Here is a 20463-nt window from a genome sequence, read left to right as displayed (position 1 = left end):
CCATGAAATACCTGGTAGTACAAACCAAACAGATAGGAGATGTGCTGATCTCCACCGCACTGTGCAACAACCTCAAGCAGCACGACCCTGCCGGGGAAGTTCACTATCTGGTCATGGATTACTGCGCGGGCATGGCAGAGGGAAACCCCAACATCGATCGATTGATCGTCATCGAGAAGGCGCGCCGCAACGAGTGGCGCTATATGAAGGATTTGCTGCTGGGCATTCGCCGCGAACGCTACGATGTGGTGATCAACAGCCAGGGCCAGATGATAGGCCTGCTCACCTGTCTCTTCTCCGGCGCCCGCCTGCGGATCGGCTTCGACTCCTTCCCATGGCGCCTGGGCCACAACCGCATCGTGCGCTTTCGCCATGACACCGAGCATCAGGGCAACAGCACCCTGGTGGACGACCGGTTTTCACTGCTCAAGCCCCTCGGCCTCGCCAGGGAGGATCGCAACTACTACCTCTGGCTCAGCGACGCGGAGAGACAACGGGGGCGCGAGACCCTGCTGGCCGCTGGCGTCGACACGACCCGGCCACTCATCGCCATGGGAGTGAACTCCCTCGGCCATTACAAGCGCTGGCCCATCGACTGCTTCGCCGAGGTGGCGCGCTGGCTGATCGAGCAGCACGACGCCCAGATCCTGATCTACTGCGGGCCGGGGGAAGAGGAGTACAACCGCAGCCTGAAGCCGTTACTGCCAGCAGCGCTGCAGGCCAGCGTGTTTGACCATGTTCAGACCCGCTCGGTACGGGAACTGGTGGGGCTCTTCGCCCATTGCCAGCTGTTTGTCGGCAACGACACTGGCCCACGGCACATGGCGCAGGCCATCGATCTGCCGCTGCTGACCATAGTGGCCCCAGGCGGCGACAAGATCATCGCCAACCCGGTGAACCACCCCCGGTATCAGGCCATCGATATCTTCGACGCCAAGGGGGCGGATTATCAGTTGCCGACCCAGGAGAAGGACTTCTTCGATGAAGCCCTGTTCCGCTCAATTACACCTGAGCTGGTTATTCAGCGGCTAGCGGCTCTGCTTGCTCAGTCACGGACAGCAGACTAGCTAGCGCCTCGCAGACGGCCCGGTCATCGACATTGTTCATGTCGGCATTCAGGCCAGGGGAGTCGCTAAACAGGATCCGGACCCGCGGCGTGCTGGTCGGCAACCACTGGTTGAACGTCTCACCATGGCGCGGATAGATAGCCACCAGCGGCTTCTCCAATCCGACGGCGATATGCACTATGGCGGTGTCCACCGACAGCACAGCCATGCACTGCTGAACACAATAAATAGCATCATCTATGGTTTTTACGCCCTCCAGCAGCATAACATTGCTAGCCGCGCTAGCTCTGAGCATGGCCTCCGCCGCAGCATAAGTTGCGGGTGAAGAGAGCACTCCGAAGCGATAGGCAGCGAACTCGGTTGCCAAGGTCTTCAACAACTCAACCATCTTGGCGTGCGAGAACGACTTGTACTGAGTGCTGCCGAAGGGGTTGATGAGGATGAGGTCATCACAGGCCGAGGTCACATTCCCCTTCTCTGCCACTGGGATCATGTACTTCTGATCTACTTCTTTCGCACCCAGCAGTGACAGCAGATAGCGATATTTATCCTGGAACAGCATGCCCGCCGTCGCCTCGGACAACTTCACATTGACACGTCCGATACTGTCGTCGAGGGAGGCAACATTGGTCGACGAGAGTTTGTGCAGGAGATATAGATCCTTCATCTTCATCCCCTCGGTGAGATGTATCACCAGATCGACATGGGGAATGGCTGACACCATCTTGCCAATAGCACCGTAGCCGGGTCGCTTGTTGATCTCGATGACCTCATCAACCCCGAAACAATCCCGATACAGGCTGGCCAGGGCTGGGGTCGTGATAACCGTCACTTTCTTGTTGCCCGGCAGTTTTTTTAGCTCCCGGAAGAAAAAGGAGGAGATAAAGGAATCCCCCAGCTTGGCATCCCAGCGAACCACCAAAATATGCTTGATATCCCCCTGGATGCCGAGTGGCATCTTCTTGTCAAACAAGAGAATACCCAGGGCTCTGCGCACCCGATCACGTAATAGCTGTAAATAACTGATCACTATCGAACCTCGTCATCGGTCACATGAGGACCATAGTTACGATCATCGATCGTGGTATCGAACAGACCGACATCCATGCAGCAAGGCTCAACACCCGAGGCCGTCAGACCGTTGAGTTGCAAGCGGCCTGTCAGATAATCGGATGGCATCCGAATGGGGTAGGCCTTGCTCAGCAGTTTCTTGGCGCCAGACAGAGTCAAGATATATCCTGCCGTCGATATGATGCCTCGCTTGGAGTTCCGGCTCGGGGAGATATATTTGGCAAGACGATACCCTTCCGGCATCTTCTTCATCCATGGCCAAGACTTCACCTTGCCATGGTACAAGAAAATAATATCTGACTGGCAAGCAGACATGGCCTTCGACACTATGGCCTTGAAGTGGCTGTGCAGATAGATGTCATCCTCCAGCACGACACAGTGCTCTATATTCTTGGCAACCATCATCTCATATATGCGGATATGGCTCATGGCACAGCCAACCTCACCCAAACTCAGATCGTGACCGCAAAACTGTCTGGCCATGAGGAAGTCCACGTTTTTCAACTCATCTTCTGAGAGTTTTTTACCATCAACGGCATCAAAGAAAACAAAATCGACAGCACGGCTGCTCATGTGCTTCTCAATAAAGGCGCGTCGATCATGGCTCCTGGCCAAACTGATCACGAAAACTGGAATCATGATATTTTATTTTCCCTATCATACTTTATTTCTATCGCACACCAGCAGAACACCAAACTCAGCACATATATATACAACGTGTTCTGATGTTCAAAAGGCACATCACTTAATGCACTGATGGCAAAGGATAGAGGAATCACTGCGTATGGAGTCCCCCATCCTTTTCTTTCTATGAAAATTTTCATTGGGTAGAATATGAAAATAATCAGTGCCAATAGACCCACAATTCCTCGAATAATCAGATTCTGCATATACTGGTTATGAGCATGAGCCAATGCAGAATCCAATACTAGGGGTGAGATCAGTCCTTGCGACACCTGCTGTTCTTTGACGGATCTGAACCCATCCGAGCCCACACCTATCAGTGGTGCATCCAAAAAACCTAACCAGGCACTCTTCCAAGCCACAACGCGCAGTCCCCACGAAGACCCGTAAGAACCCACGCTCATTTGATTTATATCTGATGCTGCAGCAGAAATTCTATCTTGAACAAGTGTATTCGTATGATAGATCACACCAAGACACATAATAAACAGTAATGCTATGGCACTATATTTCCATGGTTTGAAAATAGCTTTATACAGTACAAGGTAACTAATAACGACACCCAATGCCAACCAGACACCACGACTTTGTGAAAGATAAAGTGCAAGTATAGAACACCCAAGTGAAATGAGAGAAAACACTTTCACCAATGGATATCCTCTAGATTTAACAAATACGCACCAATTCAGAATGACCAATGTCAGTGCTGCTTGAGAAAACAGGATTGCATTGGTGAAGCCTTCAACTCTGACAATACCATCTAAATGCTGCCAAACACTCAAGGCTCCTAACCCAACACCACCCATCAGGATAGATATAGCCCCCAGAGTCAACAGTATTTTCTTGCGCGGCATAACCAAAGAAAAAACCGCCACATATAATAAATTTCGCATGACTCCGTATTGGTCACCATGAATCATTCTATTCAGCATGATCACGGCACCGTAGAATATGAAGACCCAGATCAGGCGGCGATCGATAAAGAATACATCCTTGTTTCCTCCAACAAAGTAGTTCAACAGGCCAAAGAGACCCGACACCACCAGCAAGTTGGAGAGGATGCTCTGGCCAGGAGGGACCAGAAACAACCCACAGAAGGCAAACATTATGGTTAGTACATAAACAGTGGTCGTTGCTCTATCGAGCAGTTCGTGAGGCTTAATAGACATCAATACTTATTTCCTGAATACATAGTTGCCACGGATCTTGCGCCACAGACCGAACATGTCGGTGCGGGGGAAGATGGCGATCCGGCGGATCTGGAACGGATCCCGGTGCATGGCTCTGGGGCCGCTGTTGGTGGCCACAGCATAGCGATAACCGGCGGCAACGGCCTGGGATTTTGCACTGTCGTTCAGATCCCCGTAAGGATAGGCAAACGAGATCAGGGGATGACCGAGCAACTGCTCCAGCCAGGCCTTGTTGGCCTGGATCTGGTGGGACTGCTCCTCTGGGGGGAGCGTACTCAGGCGGGGGTGAGTCAGGGTATGGCCCCCGATCTCCACATGACCGGAGGCCACCAGCGCCTTGATCTCCTCCGGGGTCATCAGGGTCACCGGGGTATCGGGGTGGGTCGGGTGCTCCACATCCCAGCGATTGTGATCCTCACCGGTCACCACATAGACCACCGCCTTGTAGCCATACTTTTCCAGCAGCGGCAGCATGCGGGTGAGGTTGTCCCGATAGCCGTCGTCCACGGTGATCATCAGGTACTTCTTGCCGTATTGCAGCCGGTGGATGAACCCGTTCTCCGCCAGGTCGGCAAATGTCAGCGTTTCGTAGCCCAGCCACTTCATCAGCTTGAGGTGCTTCTCGAACATGGCGACCGGGAGCCAGGTGCCATGCACTCCCTTTTCGCTCTCGTGCTCGATGAAGCGGTGATACATGATGACCGGCATCTCCCGGCGCAGGGTCTCGACCACGGCATCCTGATAGACGGATTCCAGCCCGGTCACGACGCCTTGCAAATCATACTCTTGCAGGATCCGTTGACGCACTGGGTCTGGCACCACCTTGGAGGCCAGCGCCGAAGGGATCTGCGCCTTCAGCCCGGCAAAGTCGATGGCCAGATCCCTGGGGCCGATGTCGCCGAAGTTGCTGGCGAGGGCCTCGTCCAGATTCTGCTCCGTCACCAGACCGATGGCCCTGGCTTCGCCGATGGCAAACGCCGGACGACCGCACAGCAGCGCCTCCATCGCCACCCGACCGGCACCGATCACCAGATCGCAGCCCGCCATCAGGGCGGGCACATCGTCCACATAACCGACGAAGTCGACCTTGTCCTGAAAACGGGCAAAACGCGCCGACACCTGGGTGCCGCTGACGATGCGCACCCGGCAGGCTTCCAGATCCAGCACCTCGTCCAACAACCGGTAGCAGAGCTCCCCCTTGGGGCCGCTCAGCCGGCCAATGATGGCGATCACCGGTTTGTCGTTGTCCGGTATCGGCACGGGCTGGAACTTGTCGGTCTCGATGCCGTTGCGCAGCACCTGCACCATGGCCGGGTCCACCCCCAGGTTGTCGATGATTTGGCTGGCGATATCCTCGCACACCGCCACCGCCCGATAGCCCAGCGCATGGAATGCCTTGCGGGAGGCGTGTACCGGCTGGCGCCCGTGCACCGTGGTGATCATGGGGGTGCCGGTCAGCTTGCAGGCGACGTAGCTGCTCCAGCCCGAGGCGCGCGAATGGGCGTGCACAAGCTGGATCCTGTGCTTGCGGATCAGATAGATGAGATAGAAGACGTGCCAGAAGCGGCGCAGGATGCTGCGCTTGTTGAAGCGCAACCGAAAGACCGGCCCCAGAGTCGGTTTGGTCAGGGTGTCAGAGACGTAGAAAACCTGGTGGCCACGGCGGGTCAGCTCGTTGCCGACCGTGGTGGCATAGACCTCCGCGCCCGTCACTTCGAGCTGGGAGAGAGCCATCAATATGTTCATGCAAGCGCATCCGATCGACGGGTGGCCAGAGCCACCCGCCAGAGGGGGATCAAGCCCGGTTCAACCAGGCCATGTAATCGGCCACGCCTTCGGCCACAGTCTTGAACTCGCCGTCATAGCCGACGCCGCGCAACTTGGTGAGATCCGCCTGGGTGAAGCTCTGGTAGCGACCCTTGAGGTGATCCGGGAAGGGAATGTACTCGATGGCGCCTTTCTGGTGATGCCTGATCACGGCTTCCGCCACGTTCTGGAACGGTTCAGCCCGGCCGGTGCCGCAGTTGAAGATGCCGGAGTGCTGCGGATTCTGCCAGAACCAGAGGTTCACCTTGCAGACGTCGTCCACGTAGATGAAGTCGCGCATCTGGCCGCCATCCGGGAAGCCGTCACAGCCCTCGAACAGCTTGGGATTGTCACCCTGCTTCACCTGGGTATTGAGGTGGAAGGCCACGGACGCCATGGAGCCCTTGTGCTGCTCGCGGGGACCATAGACGTTGAAGTACTTGAGACCCACCACCTGGGAGTTGATCTCCGGCATCCAGCGACGCACGTACTGATCGAACAACTGCTTGGAGTAGCCGTAGACGTTGAGGGGCTGCTCGAACCTGGGATCTTCGATGAAGTTGTCGTTGCGCCCGCCATAGGTCGCGGCGGAAGAGGCGTAGATGAAGGGGATTTCCCGTTCGATGCAGTAGTGGAACAGATCCTTGGAGTACTCGTAGTTGACCTCCATGATGAACTTGCCGTTCCACTCGGTGGTCGCGGAGCAGGCGCCTTCGTGGAAGATCACCTCGATGCCGTCATCCCACTCCTCGAATTCGTCACCGGAGACGATCCGCGCCTGGAACTCGTCCTTGTCCATGTAGTCGGCGATGGTGAGGTCGACCAGGTTGACGAACTTGGTGCCGTCGGTCAGGTCATCGATGACCACGATATCGGTCCGTCCTTGAGCGTTCAGCTGCTTGACCAGATTGCTGCCGATAAAGCCAGCACCGCCAGTTACTACGATCATGGAGTTTGCCTCGCGTACGTTGTGGCCCCGTGTGACTGCCTGTTAAAGCTGTGTATAGTGGGCCAATTTGAAATTGCCGAAAAGTTTATCACGGGCCGCAAGGGGATTCGACCTCGATGACTTTTCCCCTTCGGGCCCGGCAGAGGGACCAGCGATGAAGACCAGAGACAGGATCATCCACAGCGCCACCGAGCTGTTCAACGATCAGGGCGAGCGCAACATCACCACCAACCACATTGCCGCACACCTTGGCATCAGCCCGGGCAACCTTTACTACCACTTCAGAAACAAAGAAGACATCATCCACTCCATCTTCGATCAGTACGCCCGCCACCTGAGCGACAGCTTCACTCCGATCCGCAGCAGCGCGATCCGGCTGGAGGATCTGATGGGCTACCTGGATGCCATCTTCTATTTGATGTGGCAGTTCCGCTTCTTCTACGCGAATCTGCCGGACATCCTGAGTCGCGACGAGCTGCTGCAGCAGAAATACCTCAAGGCACAGGAGCAGCTCCGTGCCACCGTGGAGACGCTGCTCAGAAGCCTGCGCGAAGGCGGCATCATCGCCGTCAGCGATGAAGACCTGCCGGATCTCGGCCAGACCATCAAGATGGTCGTCACCTGCTGGATCCCGTTCCAGATCGCCCAGGCCCCGGCCACCCGCATCACCAAACCCCTGCTCTACCAGGGGGTCTTGCGGGTGCTGTTTTTGCTGCGCCCCTACGTGCAGCCACAGGTGGCCCCCCAGATACATCAACTGGAGCAACATTATCACCAACTGGCCCAACCAGCCGGGTGAGATCTGTTTCACAATTGTTGATTATCAGCATAAAAATTTGAATTTATACGCAGGGATTACAGTAAAATGTTGCCCATTCTAGGGTCTGTCGGCGTTTCGTCGCGACCGTGACGACGCCGAACCGTGCGGGTTGCACGGCCTGGGATCCTGATAACACAGTCGATACAGCAATGAGGACCGAGGATGTCTAACGGATTCTATCGTCACCTGACCGAACAGCTCGAACAGGTCAAGGCGGAAGGGCTATACAAGCAGGAGCGCATCATCACCTCGGCCCAGCAGGCCCAGATTGCGGTGGGCGGCGAGCAGGTACTGAACTTCTGTGCCAACAACTACCTGGGGTTGGCCAACCACCCCGACCTGATTGCCGCCGCCCATCAGGGGCTCGAGAGCCACGGCTTCGGCATGGCCTCCGTGCGCTTCATCTGTGGTACCCAGGACCAGCACAAGGAGCTGGAGCAGAAGCTGTCCGCCTTCCTCGGCACCGAAGACAGCATCCTCTACTCCTCCTGCTTCGACGCCAACGGCGGTCTGTTCGAGACCCTTTTCGGTGCCGAAGACGCCATCATCTCCGACGCCCTCAACCATGCCTCCATCATCGATGGGGTGCGGTTGTGCAAGGCCAGGCGCTATCGCTACGCCAACAACGACATGGCCGAACTGGAAGCCCAGCTCAAGCAGGCCGATGCCGACGGCGCCCGCTTCAAGCTGATCGCCACCGACGGCGTCTTCTCCATGGATGGCGTCATCGCCGACCTCAAATCCATCTGCGATCTGGCCGACAAGTACGATGCGCTGGTGATGGTGGATGACTCCCACGCCGTCGGCTTCATCGGTGAGAACGGCCGCGGCACCCACGAATACTGCGAGGTGATGGAACGGGTCGACATCATCACCGGTACCCTGGGCAAGGCGCTGGGTGGCGCGTCCGGTGGCTACACATCCGGCAAGAAAGAGGTGATCGACTGGTTGCGTCAGCGCTCCCGTCCCTACCTCTTCTCCAACTCCCTGGCACCCTCCATCGTCTCGGCCACCATCAAGGTGATCGACATGCTGGCCGAGGGTCACGACCTGCGTGCCTGCCTCAAGGAGAACAGTGCCTACTTCCGCGAGCGCATGAGCGCCGCCGGCTTTACCCTGGCCGGTGCCGATCACGCCATCATTCCGGTCATGCTGGGGGATGCCAAACTGGCCGCCGAGATGGCGAGCCGCATGCTGGACGCCGGTATCTATGTGGTGGGCTTCTCCTTCCCCGTGGTACCCAAGGGTCAGGCGCGCATCCGGACCCAGATGTCCGCCGCCCATACCCGGGAGCAACTGGACAAGGCGATCGATGCCTTCATTCGCATCGGTCGCGAGCTCGGTGTGATTTGATCACATGGCTGGCTGATTAAAACGGGGGCCAAGGTTGGGCCCCATTTTATTACCCTCTGTACCCGGCATGGCGCCGTGAGGAATCTGTCATGAAAGCACTCTCCAAACTCAAATCCGAAGTCGGCATCTGGATGACCGATGTCCCGGCTCCCGAGCTCGGCCACAACGATCTGCTCATCAAGATCCGCAAGACCGCCATCTGCGGCACCGACATGCACATCTACAACTGGGACGAGTGGGCCCAGAAGACCATTCCCGTCCCCATGGTGGTAGGGCACGAGTATGTGGGAGAGGTGGTCGCCGTCGGCCAGGAAGTGCGCGGCTTCGCCATCGGCGATCGCGTCTCCGGCGAAGGCCACATCACCTGCGGCCACTGCCGCAACTGCCGTGCCGGTCGCACCCACCTGTGCCGCAACACCATTGGTGTGGGTGTGAACCGCCCGGGATCCTTCGCCGAATACCTGGTGATCCCGGCCTTCAACGCCTTCAAGCTGCCGGACAACATCCCCGATGAGCTGGCCGCCATCTTCGATCCGTTCGGCAACGCCGTGCACACCGCCCTCTCCTTCGACCTGGTGGGTGAAGACGTGCTCATCACCGGCGCAGGCCCCATCGGCATCATGGCTGCTGCCGTCTGCCGTCACGTTGGCGCCCGTCACGTGGTGATCACCGACGTCAACGAATACCGGCTGGAACTGGCCCGCAAGATGGGCGCCACCCGTGCCGTCAACGTGGCCAAGGAGAAGCTCTCCGATGTCATGGAAGATCTCGGCATGACCGAAGGGTTCGATGTGGGGCTGGAGATGTCCGGGGTGCCCAGCGCCTTCCAGGACATGATCGACAAGATGAACCACGGCGGCAAAATCGCCATGCTCGGCATTCCTCCCTCCACCATGGCCATCGACTGGGGCAAGGTGATCTTCAAGGGACTCTTCATCAAGGGGATCTACGGTCGCGAAATGTTCGAAACCTGGTACAAGATGGCAAGCCTCATCCAGTCTGGCCTGGATCTCAGCCCCATCATCACCCACCATTTCCATATCGATGACTTCCAGCAGGGCTTCGAAGCCATGGGCTCGGGCAAGTCCGGCAAGGTGATCCTGAACTGGGATTGAGGACACGCGAGGGGCGCCTGGGCAATCAGCGCGCCCTATTTTGTTCAGCCTCACGAAACCCGGCGCATGCCGGGTTTTTTTATGTGGGATCACCCCTTCCTGCTCTGCCACTTTGTTTGCAGATTGCTTAACACTTCACACACAAGCGTTTAAATGACTGTAACTATTCGGTTATAATCCCGTCGTTTTCTGGGGATAATAAGAGCCTGCTGGGAGTACATGAGCGTGTTGAAAAAACTGAGCTATTTGCTGGCTGCCGGGATGGCGGCCGCCACTCTGTCCGGCGCCGTCCTTGCCGCCGATGACATGTCGACAGAGGCCATCGCCGAGCGTATTGCCCCGGTTGGCCAGGTTTATACCGCCAAGGATCTGGAAGGCATTGCGACCGCGGCGGCGGCGCCTGCAGCAGCCTCCTCCGGCCCACGTGATGGAGAGACCGTGTTCAAGGGTGCCTGCTTCGCCTGCCACGATACCGGTGCCGCCGGCGCCCCCAAGCGAGGTGACAAGGCCGCCTGGGAGCCACGCATCGCCCAGGGCTTCGACACCTTGCGCAAACACGCCATCGAAGGCTTCACCGGCAAGGCTGGCATGATGCCACCGCGGGGGACCTGCGCCACCTGCAGTGACGAAGAGATCGAGAACGCCATTCACTACATGATCGACAAGCTCTAAGTAATTGAAAGGGCTCCTCTTGCAGCCCTTTCAATCCCATCACTTCCGACTACGCTTGAAGGTAAGTTTTTTCGGGAGTGTTGCATGTCAGTTCAGCCCACCACACCGCCAGACTCGCACTCCTTGCTGGCGGTCGTCTCCTCCATCATGGATTTTCCCGCCCCCGGCATTGCCTCCCCCGAGGATTACGCCCGACTGGTCGGTCTGCTGGACACACTCTGCCCTCTGCAACATTTCGCCATGCTGGGGCTGGCCGACGGGGGGCTGAACTGGCGCTACACCTATCAGCTTCCCGACGTGTTCAAGCAACAATTGGGACGGGAAGAACCTCGCCTCACCGAACAGCTCACCCGGCTCGATGAAGGTCAGGGCTGGTGCGTGCAGCCTGTGGAGCATATCGACGTGCAGTGGTTGCTGGCACGCAGCACCCCGGATCAGGCACCCACCCTGAGGCTGCTGCTGGAGTGCCTAGCCAAACGCCTGCACGAAACCCAGACCGGTACCCAGCTGGCGGGGCAGGCCTCCCCTCTCATGCAGCGGGATCCCCAGTGGCAGGAGAAAATCGAGAAGATCGGCCGAGTGATGCGCCTGGCTCACAACCTGCCTCAGCATGCCCTGTTTGCCCAGTTGGAAGCTGTGTTGCGCCAGATGCTCTCGGTCAGCGACATGTTGCTGATCCGGCTGGAAAACCAGCGACTGGAGCGACTCTATCCACCACACCTGACATACGACGATGACATCATTCGGGCCATGTGCCACAGCACCAACAGCGTAGAGCGCCATGAAGAGGGGCTTTACTGGTACAGCCTGCCCCTGCGCCAGCAGCAGCAATATTTTGCCCACCTCATCCTCAACATGACCCGGCCTCTGGAAACCGATGACAGGCTGTTCCTCGATTTCCTGCGCCATCAGCTGACCCTGTTGCTGGAGCTCAAAAGGGTGCGACAGCAACTCGATGAGCTCAACTCGGAGGAGTCCATCAACCAGCGACTCCAACAGCTGCGCCAAACCAACTTGAGGTTGCAGAAACGGCTCAAGCATCATCAGGAGCTGGAGCGGCGGCTCCAGTTCAATGCCCTGCACGACCCGCTGACCCAGTTGCCAAACCGGGCGCTGCTGATGAATCACCTGCATCATGCCATGACCCGCTACCGCCGTTACCAGACAGCCGGCTTCACCCTGATTTTCGTCGATGTGGATCACTTCAAGCAGGTCAATGACGCCCTGGGCCACAGTGCCGGCGATCAGTTGCTGCAGGAGCTGGGCAGCAGGCTGCAAGGCTGCATCCGGCAAAATGACATGGTGGCGAGGCTCGGAGGGGACGAATTCGTCATCTATCTTGACAACAGCCAGCGGGAAGAGGACATCAGCCCCGTGCTCAATGGCCTGATTGGCCGTATCGGCCATCCGTTCCGGCTCCAGGGCAACGAACTGACCATCACCGTCAGTCTGGGGGTCGCCAACGTGACGGAGCAAACGGCCGATGTCAGTGAACTGCTGCACCAGGCAGACCTCGCCATGTACCAGGCCAAGCGCAACGGCCGCAGCCGCATCGTCATGTATTCGGAGGCCTGTACCGAACAGGCGGGGTCACCGGAAGAGCGGCTCTTCAGAGCCTTGCGGGAAGGGCGGATTGTGCCCTACTTCCAGCCGGTGATCAGGCTGTGTGACAGCCGCCTGGTCGGACTGGAGGTGATGGCGCGCTGGATAACGGAGGAAGGGGAGCTCAAGGATGCATTCGACTTCATTCCTCTGGCGGAACAGTGCGGCCTCATTCAGGATCTGGACCGCCAGATCCTCAAGCGCACCTGCCAGCAACTGAAGCTTTGGCAACCCGCCTCCGGGGTCGGTCGTTTCAGGATAGCCATCAACCTCTCCGGCAAGCACCTGGCCAGCCACGAGCAGATCATGCAACTGCTCACCATCATGGAGGAGGAGGGTGTCATCCCCGCATGTTTCATCTTTGAGTTCAACGAACGCGAGCTCTCGCGGCAGAGTGCCGACTCCCTCACTGCCTTGCATGAACTGAGGGCGAAAGGGATCCAGGTCAGCCTGGATGACTTCGGCACCGGCTTCTCTTCCCTCAACGCCCTGTTTCACTTCCCGGTGGATTACATCAAGGTGGACGACAGCTTCACCCATCGCATGTTGAACTCACCCAAGGATCTGGCGCTTATCCGCGCCATGCGGGACATCTGCCAGGACCTCGACTTCACCCTGGTGGTCGAGGGGATCGAAAATCAGCAGCAGTTGCAAAAGCTCATCGAGCTTGGCTGCGCCCTCGGGCAGGGGCGCCACATCTCGCCCCCGCTGCCGGGAGCCGATATTCCCCCTCTGCTGGGTCAGGCTTCTCGAGAGACCAAGCCTTCCGACCTCAATCCTTCTTGAACAGGGCCCGCAGGTTGGCGACACCAACCTGCCCCTTCTGCTGGCGCTCCTCGGCCGTCACCTTCTTCTGGTTTTCCCACTCCAGGTCATCCTGGGGCAGCTCCAGCAGGAAGCGGCTCGGCTCCGGCCGCACCGACTCGCCAAACTGGCGGCGCTCCTTGCAGAGAGTAAAGGTCAGTTCGGTCTGGGCCCGGGTGATCCCCACGTAGGCGAGGCGTCGCTCCTCCTCCACGTTGTCCTCGTCGATGCTGGTCTGGTGGGGCAGCAGCCCCTCCTCCATACCCACCATGTAGACATAGGGAAACTCCAGTCCCTTGGAGGCGTGCAATGTCATCAGCTGCACCTGATCCGCCTCATCCTCCCCTTCGTTACGCTCCATCATGTCCCGCAGGGTGAGCCGGGTAACCACCTGAGCCAGCGTCATCGACTCCTCCAGCTCATCCCCTTCCAGCATCTCGCTGATCCAGCGATAAAGGGTGGAGACGTTTTGCATCCGCATCTCCGCCGCCTTCGGACTGGGGGAGGTCTCATAGAGCCACTCCTCGTAATGGATCTCCTTGATCATGTCCCGTACCGCCTCCACCGGATTGCCGCGCAGCGCCTGATCGCCAAGCCTCACCAGCCAGTTGGTGAAGGCCTGCAGGGCGGATAGACCGCGTCCGGAGAGGTGTTGCTCCAGCCCCAGCTCGAAACTGGCGGCAAACAGGCTCTTGCCACGCTGGTTGGCGTACTGGCCCAGTTTTTCGAGGGTAGTGGGGCCTATCTCGCGGCGCGGCAGGTTGACCACCCGCAGGAAGGCGGTGTCCTCATCCGGGTTAACCAGCAGCTTGAGGTAGGCCATGATGTCCTTGATCTCGGTGCGGGAGAAAAACGAGGTACCGCCGGAGATACGGTAGGGAATGCGGTTGGTCATCAGCGCCTTCTCGAAGATGCGCGACTGATGGTTGCCCCGATAGAGGATCGCGTAATCCTTGAACCGGGTGCGGTTCATGAACTTGTGGCCCATCAGCTCGGCGGCGATACGCTCCGCCTCGTGCTCCTCATTCTTGGCAAACAGCACCTTGAGCTTCACCCCCTCGTCCAGCTCGGAGAAGAGCGCCTTGTCGTAGACGTGGGGGTTGTTGGCGATCAGGATGTTGGCGCACTTGAGGATGCGCCGCTTGGAGCGGTAGTTTTGCTCCAGCTTGATGAGCCGCAGATTGGGGAAATCTTCGTTCAGCAGCACCAGGTTCTGCGGCTTGGCCCCACGCCAGGAGTAGATGGACTGGTCGTCATCCCCCACCACGGTAAAACGGGCCCGCTCGCCGACGATCTGCTTCACCAGCTCGTACTGACTGGTGTTGGTGTCCTGGTATTCATCGACCAGCAGATAGCGGATCTTGTTCTGCCAGCGCTCGCGCACCTCCTGGTTGCTCTTGAGCAACAGGGTCGGCATCACGATGAGGTCGTCGAAATCCAGCGCGTTGTAGGCCACCATCTGGCGGTGGTAGCGCTCGTAGAGCTGGGCCATCAGCACCTCTTCCGGGCCGCGGGCGATGCGCATGGCGCGAGCCGGCAGGATGAGGTCGTTCTTCCAGTTGGAGATCTGGCTGATGAGGGCCGAGAGCTTGTCCTTGTCGTTATCGAGCTCCGCCTCGGTCAGCTCTTTCAGCAGCGCCAGCTGGTCGGTATCGTCGAACAGGGAAAAATTGGCCTTGAGATTCAGGCTCTTGTGCTCGCGGCGGATGATCTCAAGCCCCAGAGTGTGGAAGGTGGAGACCATCAGCCCCCGCGCCTCCTTGCGACCGAGGGTCTGACCGACCCGCTCCTTCATCTCCCGCGCCGCCTTGTTGGTAAAGGTGACCGCCGCTATGTTGCGTGCGTTGTAGCCGCACTGCTGTACCAGATAGGCAATCTTGTTGGTGATGACGCGGGTCTTGCCCGATCCGGCACCCGCCAGCACCAGGCAAGGGCCGGAGACATACTTGACCGCTTCGTTCTGATTGGGGTTGAGCTTCATGGGCCGGATCTCTTGGCTTATGATGAGGGGCGGCATTGTAGCAGAGATCCCGCAGGCAGCCGAAACCGGGCACGGGATCCCGCCACTTCATCTTGTGTTTGCCGGCCATTTTCCGGATCATGACCGACTTTTCCAGACGAGATGAGGGGAGCATGAATCAGCAACAGCACGACCGGCTGCGCGGCCAGTTTCCAGCCTTGGCGCAGGAGGTGAACGGCCACCCTCTGGTCTATCTGGACAACGCCGCCACCACCCAAAAACCGCAAGCCGTGCTGGATGCGATCAATCACTACTATCGGGCCGACAATGCCAACGTGCACCGCGCCGCCCATGCCCTGAGCGGCCGGGCCACACGCGCCTTCGAAGATGCCCGCAAGACGGTTGCCCGCTTTATCAATGCCCCTCGCAGCCACGAAGTGATATGGACCCGTGGCACCACAGAGGCGATCAATCTGGTGGCCCAGAGCTGGGGGATGAACGAGCTGAGGGCGGGGGATGAAATCGTGCTCAGCACCCTCGAGCATCACGCCAATATCGTCCCCTGGCAGCTGGTCGCCCAGCGCACCGGCGCCGTCATCCGGGTCATTCCCCTCGATGAGCGGGGCGATCTCGACATCGCTGCCTATCTGGCCCTGCTGGGACCACGTACCCGGCTGGTGAGCGTGGCTCACGTCTCCAATGCCCTTGGCACCGTCAATCCAGTCAAAGAGATGGTGGCAGCGGCCAAGGCGGTCGGGGCCCTGAGCCTCATCGACGGCGCCCAGGCGGTGGCCCATCTCGAGGTGGATGTGCAGGCTATCGGCTGCGACTTCTACGCCTTCTCCGGCCACAAGCTCTATGGCCCGACCGGGATCGGCGTGCTGTGGGGCCGAACTGAATTGCTGGAGCGGATGCCCCCCTGGCAGGCCGGCGGCGAGATGATAGACAGGGTCAGCTTCAGCGGCACCACCTTCAACACCCTGCCCTTCAAATTCGAGGCAGGCACCCCCCATATTGCCGGCGCCATCGGCCTGGCCGCAGCCATCGGCTTTGTGATGGAGCAGGACAAGGATTCATTGGCCAGCCATGAAGCGGCGCTGACCGACTATCTGGTTGCCGGACTGCAACAGGTGCCAGGGCTGCGTCTGGTCGGCGAACCCGGTCAGCGCGCCGGCGCCATCTCCTTCCTGCTGGAGGATATCCACCCACAGGACGCAGCCACCCTGCTCGACATGCAGGGCATAGCCCTGCGGGTCGGCCATCACTGCGCCATGCCGCTGATGGAATCGCTCGGTATCGGCGGCACGATGCGCGCCTCGCTGGCCTGCTACAACAATCGGGACGATGTCGACGCCCTGCTGGCCGCCCTGCACAAACTCCGTGACTTCTTCTAAGGCAGACAATCCAATGAACAGCCTCGCAACCTACACCCGGATAGGCGTTGAGCCCGACGCAAATAGCATCCGTCAGCAGTTTGCGGCAGCAAACGGCTGGGAGAACCAGTACCGACTCATCATCCAGCTCGGCAAACTGCTGCCTGCACTGCCCGGCGAATGGCAGCAGGAGGCATTTCGCCTCAAGGGGTGTGAAAGCCAGGCTTGGTTGAAAGGGGAGAAAGGTGAGGATGGTAACTGGCACTTTGCTTGCGATTCCGATGCCCGCATCGTGCGCGGTCTGATTGTCATCGTGCTGGCCGCACTCAACCACCAACCCGCAGCGACGATCCACTCCTTCGACATGGAGGACTATTTCACCGAACTGGGGCTTGAGAAACATTTGAGCCCGTCGCGGGGCAACGGGCTCAGAGCTATCGTACTGGCGATCCGGGAGCAGGCGGTCTAACCCGCCTTGTTCAGCGGTCGATTAGGCTTCGCTAATCGACCCGGCGTTTTCATTCCCGGCCTCTTTCTCGGCGCGGGCACCCCGCTCGGCAATCTTCTTCAATACCCGTGACGCGGCAACCAAGCCAAAGGTGGCCGTCACCGGCGTCACGGCACCGAAGCCGGAGGCGCAATCCATCTTCATATTGCCGTCGCTGGCCGCCTTGGCCTGGCAAGTGCCGCCATTACCATCCGGATAACTCAGCTGCTCGGTTGAGAAGACGCACTCCACCCCGAATTTGCGCGCCGGATTCTTGCTGAAGTTGTGCAGCCGCCGCAGGTCGGAGCGCACCTTGGCGGCCAGCGGATCCTGAATGGTCTTGGCCAGATCGGCCACGGTGATCTGGGTCGGGTCCATCTGCCCGCCGGCACCGCCCGCCACGATCACCGGGATCTTGTTGCGCTTGCAGAAGGCAATCAGCGCCACCTTGGCCTTGACCGAGTCGATGGCATCCACCACATAGTCAAACTCCCGCTTGATATGCTCGCCCAGGTTGTCGGCGGTGACGAAGTCATCCACCTCGATCACCTCGCAATCCGGGTTGATGGCACGGATGCGCTCGGCCATCACCTCCGTCTTGAGACGGCCGACCGTGCCCTGCATGGCATGGATCTGGCGATTGGTGTTGGTGATGCAGATATCATCCATGTCGATCAGAGTGATCTGGTTGATGCCGGCCCGAGCCAGCGCCTCGGCCGCCCAGGAGCCGACGCCACCGATCCCGACCACGCAGACTTTCGCCTGGCTGAAGGAGCCAAGGGCACGCTGGCCATAAAGACGGGCAATGCCCCCGAATCGCTGTAGATACTCTGCTTTCATACCACCACCTTGCTTGAGGGCGGCCATTATAGCGGCAACCTCTCTCAGGGGCGATGATCGGATGATAGCGGTGTTGATGAGAGGGAAAAGGAGTGCGGTATCGGAAACGAAAAAAAGCCCAGTCGTTAGACTGGGCTTTTTAAGTAGTGGCGGAGCGGACGGGACTCGAACCCGCGACCCCCGGCGTGACAGGCCGGTATTCTAACCGACTGAACTACCGCTCCGCATTCGGTTAGCTTTCGCTAAATCATTTGCTGCTTGTTTGTGAGGTGTCATCCTCGCAGCCAGTAACGTGATTCTTCACATCACCGTTTAATTGGGTGCCTGGCAGTGTCCTACTCTCGCATGGCGAATGCCACACTACCATCGGCGCTACAGCGTTTCACTTCTGAGTTCGGCATGGGGTCAGGTGGTTCCACTGCGCTATTGCCGCCAGGCAAAATCTTCAATCTTAGAAAGCTGACGTGAATAACGACTTTGCTAGTTGCTGGTCATTATCACTGAATTTGTAAGTAGTTCATGCACTTGCTACAAGGCCAGAAACACTTCTTGGGTGTTGTATGGTTAAGCCTCACGGGTAATTAGTATGGGTTAGCTCAACGTATCGCTACGCTTACACACCCCACCTATCAACGTTGTGGTCTCCAACGGCCCTTTAGGACCCTCAAGGGGTCAGGGATGACTCATCTCAGGGCTCGCTTCCCGCTTAGATGCTTTCAGCGGTTATCGATTCCGAACTTAGCTACCGGGCAGTGCCACTGGCGTGACAACCCGAACACCAGAGGTTCGTTCACTCCGGTCCTCTCGTACTAGGAGCAACTCCCTTCAATCATCCAACGCCCACGGCAGATAGGGACCGAACTGTCTCACGACGTTCTGAACCCAGCTCGCGTACCACTTTAAATGGCGAACAGCCATACCCTTGGGACCGACTTCAGCCCCAGGATGTGATGAGCCGACATCGAGGTGCCAAACACCGCCGTCGATATGAACTCTTGGGCGGTATCAGCCTGTTATCCCCGGAGTACCTTTTATCCGTTGAGCGATGGCCCTTCCATTCAGAACCACCGGATCACTATGACCTACTTTCGTACCTGCTCGACCTGTCCGTCTCGCAGTTAAGCTGGCTTATGCCATTGCACTAACCTCCTGATGTCCGACCAGGATTAGCCAACCTTCGTGCTCCTCCGTTACTCTTTGGGAGGAGACCGCCCCAGTCAAACTACCCACCAGGCACTGTCCGCGAGCCCGATTCAGGGCCCTGCGTTAGAACATCAAACATACAAGGGTGGTATTTCAAGGACGGCTCCAGCGCAACTGGCGTCACGCCTTCAAAGCCTCCCACCTATCCTACACATGTAGGTTCAATGTTCAGTGCCAAGCTGTAGTAAAGGTTCACGGGGTCTTTCCGTCTAGCCGCGGGTACACCGCATCTTCACGGCGAATTCGATTTCACTGAGTCTCGGGTGGAGACAGCATGGCCATGGTTACACCATTCGTGCAGGTCGGAACTTACCCGACAAGGAATTTCGCTACCTTAGGACCGTTATAGTTACGGCCGCCGTTTACCGGGGCTTCGATCAAGAGCTTCGCTTGCGCTAACCCCATCAATTAACCTTCCGGCACCGGGCAGGTGTCACACCCTATACGTCCACTTTCGTGTTTGCAGAGTGCTGTGTTTTTGATAAACAGTCCCAGCCATCTGGTCACTGCGACTCCCGACAGCTCCATCCGCAAGGGACTTCACCATCAAGAGCGAACCTTCTCCCGAAGTTACGGTTCTATTTTGCCTAGTTCCTTCACCCGAGTTCTCTCAAGCGCCTTGGTATTCTCTACCCGACCACCTGTGTCGGTTTGGGGTACGATGACTTGTAATCTGAAGCTTAGAGGCTTTTCCTGGAAGCAGGGCATCAATGGCTTCCGCACCGTGGTGCGTTCGTCTCGTGTCTCAGTGTTGTGTCTCCGGATTTGCCTGGAAACACCACCTACGCACTTTCACCAGGACAACCGTCGCCTGGCCCACCTAGCCTTCTCCGTCCCCCCATCGCAATTACAAGTCGTGCAGGAATATTAACCTGCTTCCCATCGACTACGCCTTTCGGCCTCGCCTTAGGGGTCGACTCACCCTGCCCCGATTAACGTTGGACAGGAACCCTTGGTCTTCCGGCGAGGAGGCTTTTCACCCCCTTTATCGTTACTTACGTCAGCATTCGCACTTCTGATATCTCCAGCATGCCTCTCGACACACCTTCGCAGACTTACAGAACGCTCCCCTACCACTCACGCTTAGCGTGAATCCGCGGCTTCGGTGCCTGGTTTGAGCCCCGTTACATCTTCCGCGCAGGCCGACTCGACTAGTGAGCTATTACGCTTTCTTTAAATGATGGCTGCTTCTAAGCCAACATCCTAGCTGTCTGAGCCTTCCCACATCGTTTCCCACTTAACCAGAACTTTGGGACCTTAGCCGGCGGTCTGGGTTGTTTCCCTCTTCACGACGGACGTTAGCACCCGCCGTGTGTCTCCCGGATAGTACTTACTGGTATTCGGAGTTTGCATGGGGTTGGTAAGTCGGGATGACCCCCTAGCCCAAACAGTGCTCTACCCCCAGTAGTATTCGTCCGAGGCGCTACCTAAATAGCTTTCGGGGAGAACCAGCTATCTCCGAGTTTG

General features: G+C 58.2%; 15 protein-coding genes, 1 tRNA gene and 2 rRNA genes (1 of these 18 only partly in view). 8 read left to right on the top strand and 10 right to left on the bottom strand.

Going from position 1 to position 20463, the window contains the following annotated elements; translation table 11 throughout:
• Positions 1-2 precede the first annotated feature (2 nt).
• Positions 3-1067: a glycosyltransferase family 9 protein gene (locus C2U30_RS15125; protein ID WP_103244032.1), complete on the top strand. Its 1065-nt coding sequence runs from the start codon at positions 3-5 to the stop codon at positions 1065-1067.
• Here the strand turns inward: C2U30_RS15125 and C2U30_RS15120 are convergent.
• Genes C2U30_RS15120 through rfaD form a run of 5 tightly spaced genes read right to left on the bottom strand, consistent with a single transcriptional unit; the run spans position 1018 to position 6767 of the window.
• Positions 1018-2097 carry a glycosyltransferase family 9 protein gene (locus C2U30_RS15120; protein ID WP_103244031.1) on the bottom strand — a complete coding sequence of 360 codons (1080 nt, stop codon included), beginning with the start codon at positions 2095-2097 and terminating at the stop codon, positions 1018-1020. The genes C2U30_RS15125 and C2U30_RS15120 overlap by 50 nt on opposite strands.
• Positions 2097-2777: a glycosyltransferase family 25 protein gene (locus C2U30_RS15115; protein WP_103244030.1), complete on the bottom strand. Its 681-nt coding sequence runs from the start codon at positions 2775-2777 to the stop codon at positions 2097-2099. Before C2U30_RS15115 ends, C2U30_RS15120 begins: the two co-directional genes overlap by 1 nt.
• A complete protein-coding gene (locus C2U30_RS15110; RefSeq protein WP_103244713.1) occupies positions 2774-3991 on the bottom strand; it encodes an O-antigen ligase family protein in 1218 nt (405 codons plus the stop codon). The genes C2U30_RS15115 and C2U30_RS15110 overlap by 4 nt, the downstream gene beginning before the upstream one ends.
• Before the next feature lie 6 nt (positions 3992-3997).
• Complete coding sequence (locus tag C2U30_RS15105; RefSeq protein ID WP_103244029.1) at positions 3998-5758, bottom strand: polysaccharide deacetylase family protein; 1761 nt, start codon at positions 5756-5758, stop codon at positions 3998-4000.
• Between the two features lie 49 nt (positions 5759-5807).
• On the bottom strand, positions 5808-6767 hold the full coding sequence (rfaD, locus tag C2U30_RS15100) for an ADP-glyceromanno-heptose 6-epimerase (protein WP_039041134.1): 960 nt from the start codon (positions 6765-6767) through the stop codon (positions 5808-5810).
• Between the two features lie 154 nt (positions 6768-6921).
• On the opposite strand from rfaD, the gene C2U30_RS15095 reads away from it, so the two are divergent.
• The 5 genes from C2U30_RS15095 (at position 6922) to C2U30_RS15075 (ending at position 13115) form a co-directional block, all read left to right on the top strand.
• Entirely contained in the window at positions 6922-7566 is a 645-nt protein-coding gene (locus tag C2U30_RS15095) for a TetR/AcrR family transcriptional regulator (protein ID WP_103244028.1), read from the top strand.
• A 183-nt stretch (positions 7567-7749) separates the two neighbouring features.
• Entirely contained in the window at positions 7750-8940 is a 1191-nt protein-coding gene (locus C2U30_RS15090) for a glycine C-acetyltransferase (protein ID WP_041212107.1), read from the top strand.
• Positions 8941-9029: 89 nt separating this feature from the next.
• Entirely contained in the window at positions 9030-10055 is a 1026-nt protein-coding gene (tdh, locus tag C2U30_RS15085; RefSeq protein ID WP_010672427.1) for an L-threonine 3-dehydrogenase, read from the top strand.
• Between the two features lie 219 nt (positions 10056-10274).
• Positions 10275-10727 carry a c-type cytochrome gene (locus C2U30_RS15080; protein WP_039041132.1) on the top strand — a complete coding sequence of 151 codons (453 nt, stop codon included), beginning with the start codon at positions 10275-10277 and terminating at the stop codon, positions 10725-10727.
• Between the two features lie 84 nt (positions 10728-10811).
• The gene (locus C2U30_RS15075) at positions 10812-13115 is read left to right on the top strand and encodes a putative bifunctional diguanylate cyclase/phosphodiesterase (RefSeq protein ID WP_103244027.1); all 2304 of its coding nucleotides are present in this window, start codon (positions 10812-10814) and stop codon (positions 13113-13115) included.
• Here the strand turns inward: C2U30_RS15075 and rep are convergent.
• Positions 13102-15114 (bottom strand): DNA helicase Rep, encoded by a 2013-nt coding sequence (rep, locus tag C2U30_RS15070; RefSeq protein WP_043155654.1) that lies wholly within the window; start codon positions 15112-15114, stop codon positions 13102-13104. The genes C2U30_RS15075 and rep overlap by 14 nt on opposite strands.
• A gap of 152 nt (positions 15115-15266) precedes the next feature.
• On the opposite strand from rep, the gene C2U30_RS15065 reads away from it, so the two are divergent.
• Both C2U30_RS15065 and C2U30_RS15060 read left to right on the top strand, forming a co-directional pair.
• On the top strand, positions 15267-16487 hold the full coding sequence (locus C2U30_RS15065) for a cysteine desulfurase (RefSeq protein ID WP_103244026.1): 1221 nt from the start codon (positions 15267-15269) through the stop codon (positions 16485-16487).
• Between the two features lie 13 nt (positions 16488-16500).
• Complete coding sequence (locus C2U30_RS15060; RefSeq protein ID WP_199767282.1) at positions 16501-16935, top strand: SufE family protein; 435 nt, start codon at positions 16501-16503, stop codon at positions 16933-16935.
• Positions 16936-16956: 21 nt separating this feature from the next.
• On the opposite strand, the gene tcdA is transcribed toward C2U30_RS15060, so the two are convergent.
• The 4 genes from tcdA to C2U30_RS15040 form a co-directional block, all read right to left on the bottom strand.
• Positions 16957-17793, bottom strand: coding sequence for a tRNA cyclic N6-threonylcarbamoyladenosine(37) synthase TcdA (gene tcdA / locus C2U30_RS15055; RefSeq protein WP_103244024.1), 837 nt, complete (start codon positions 17791-17793; stop codon positions 16957-16959).
• 147 nt (positions 17794-17940) lie between these two features.
• A tRNA-Asp gene (locus C2U30_RS15050) sits at positions 17941-18017 on the bottom strand.
• 98 nt (positions 18018-18115) lie between these two features.
• Positions 18116-18230 (bottom strand): 5S ribosomal RNA (gene rrf, locus C2U30_RS15045).
• Between the two features lie 123 nt (positions 18231-18353).
• A 23S ribosomal RNA gene (locus C2U30_RS15040) occupies positions 18354-20463 on the bottom strand; it runs 779 nt beyond the window's last position.

The organism is Aeromonas sp. ASNIH5 (assembly GCF_002902865.1).
In the GTDB taxonomy this organism is placed as follows: domain Bacteria; phylum Pseudomonadota; class Gammaproteobacteria; order Enterobacterales; family Aeromonadaceae; genus Aeromonas; species Aeromonas caviae.
Note: the sequence above shows the minus strand (reverse complement) of the source record. Positions and strands in the feature narration are given on the sequence as shown.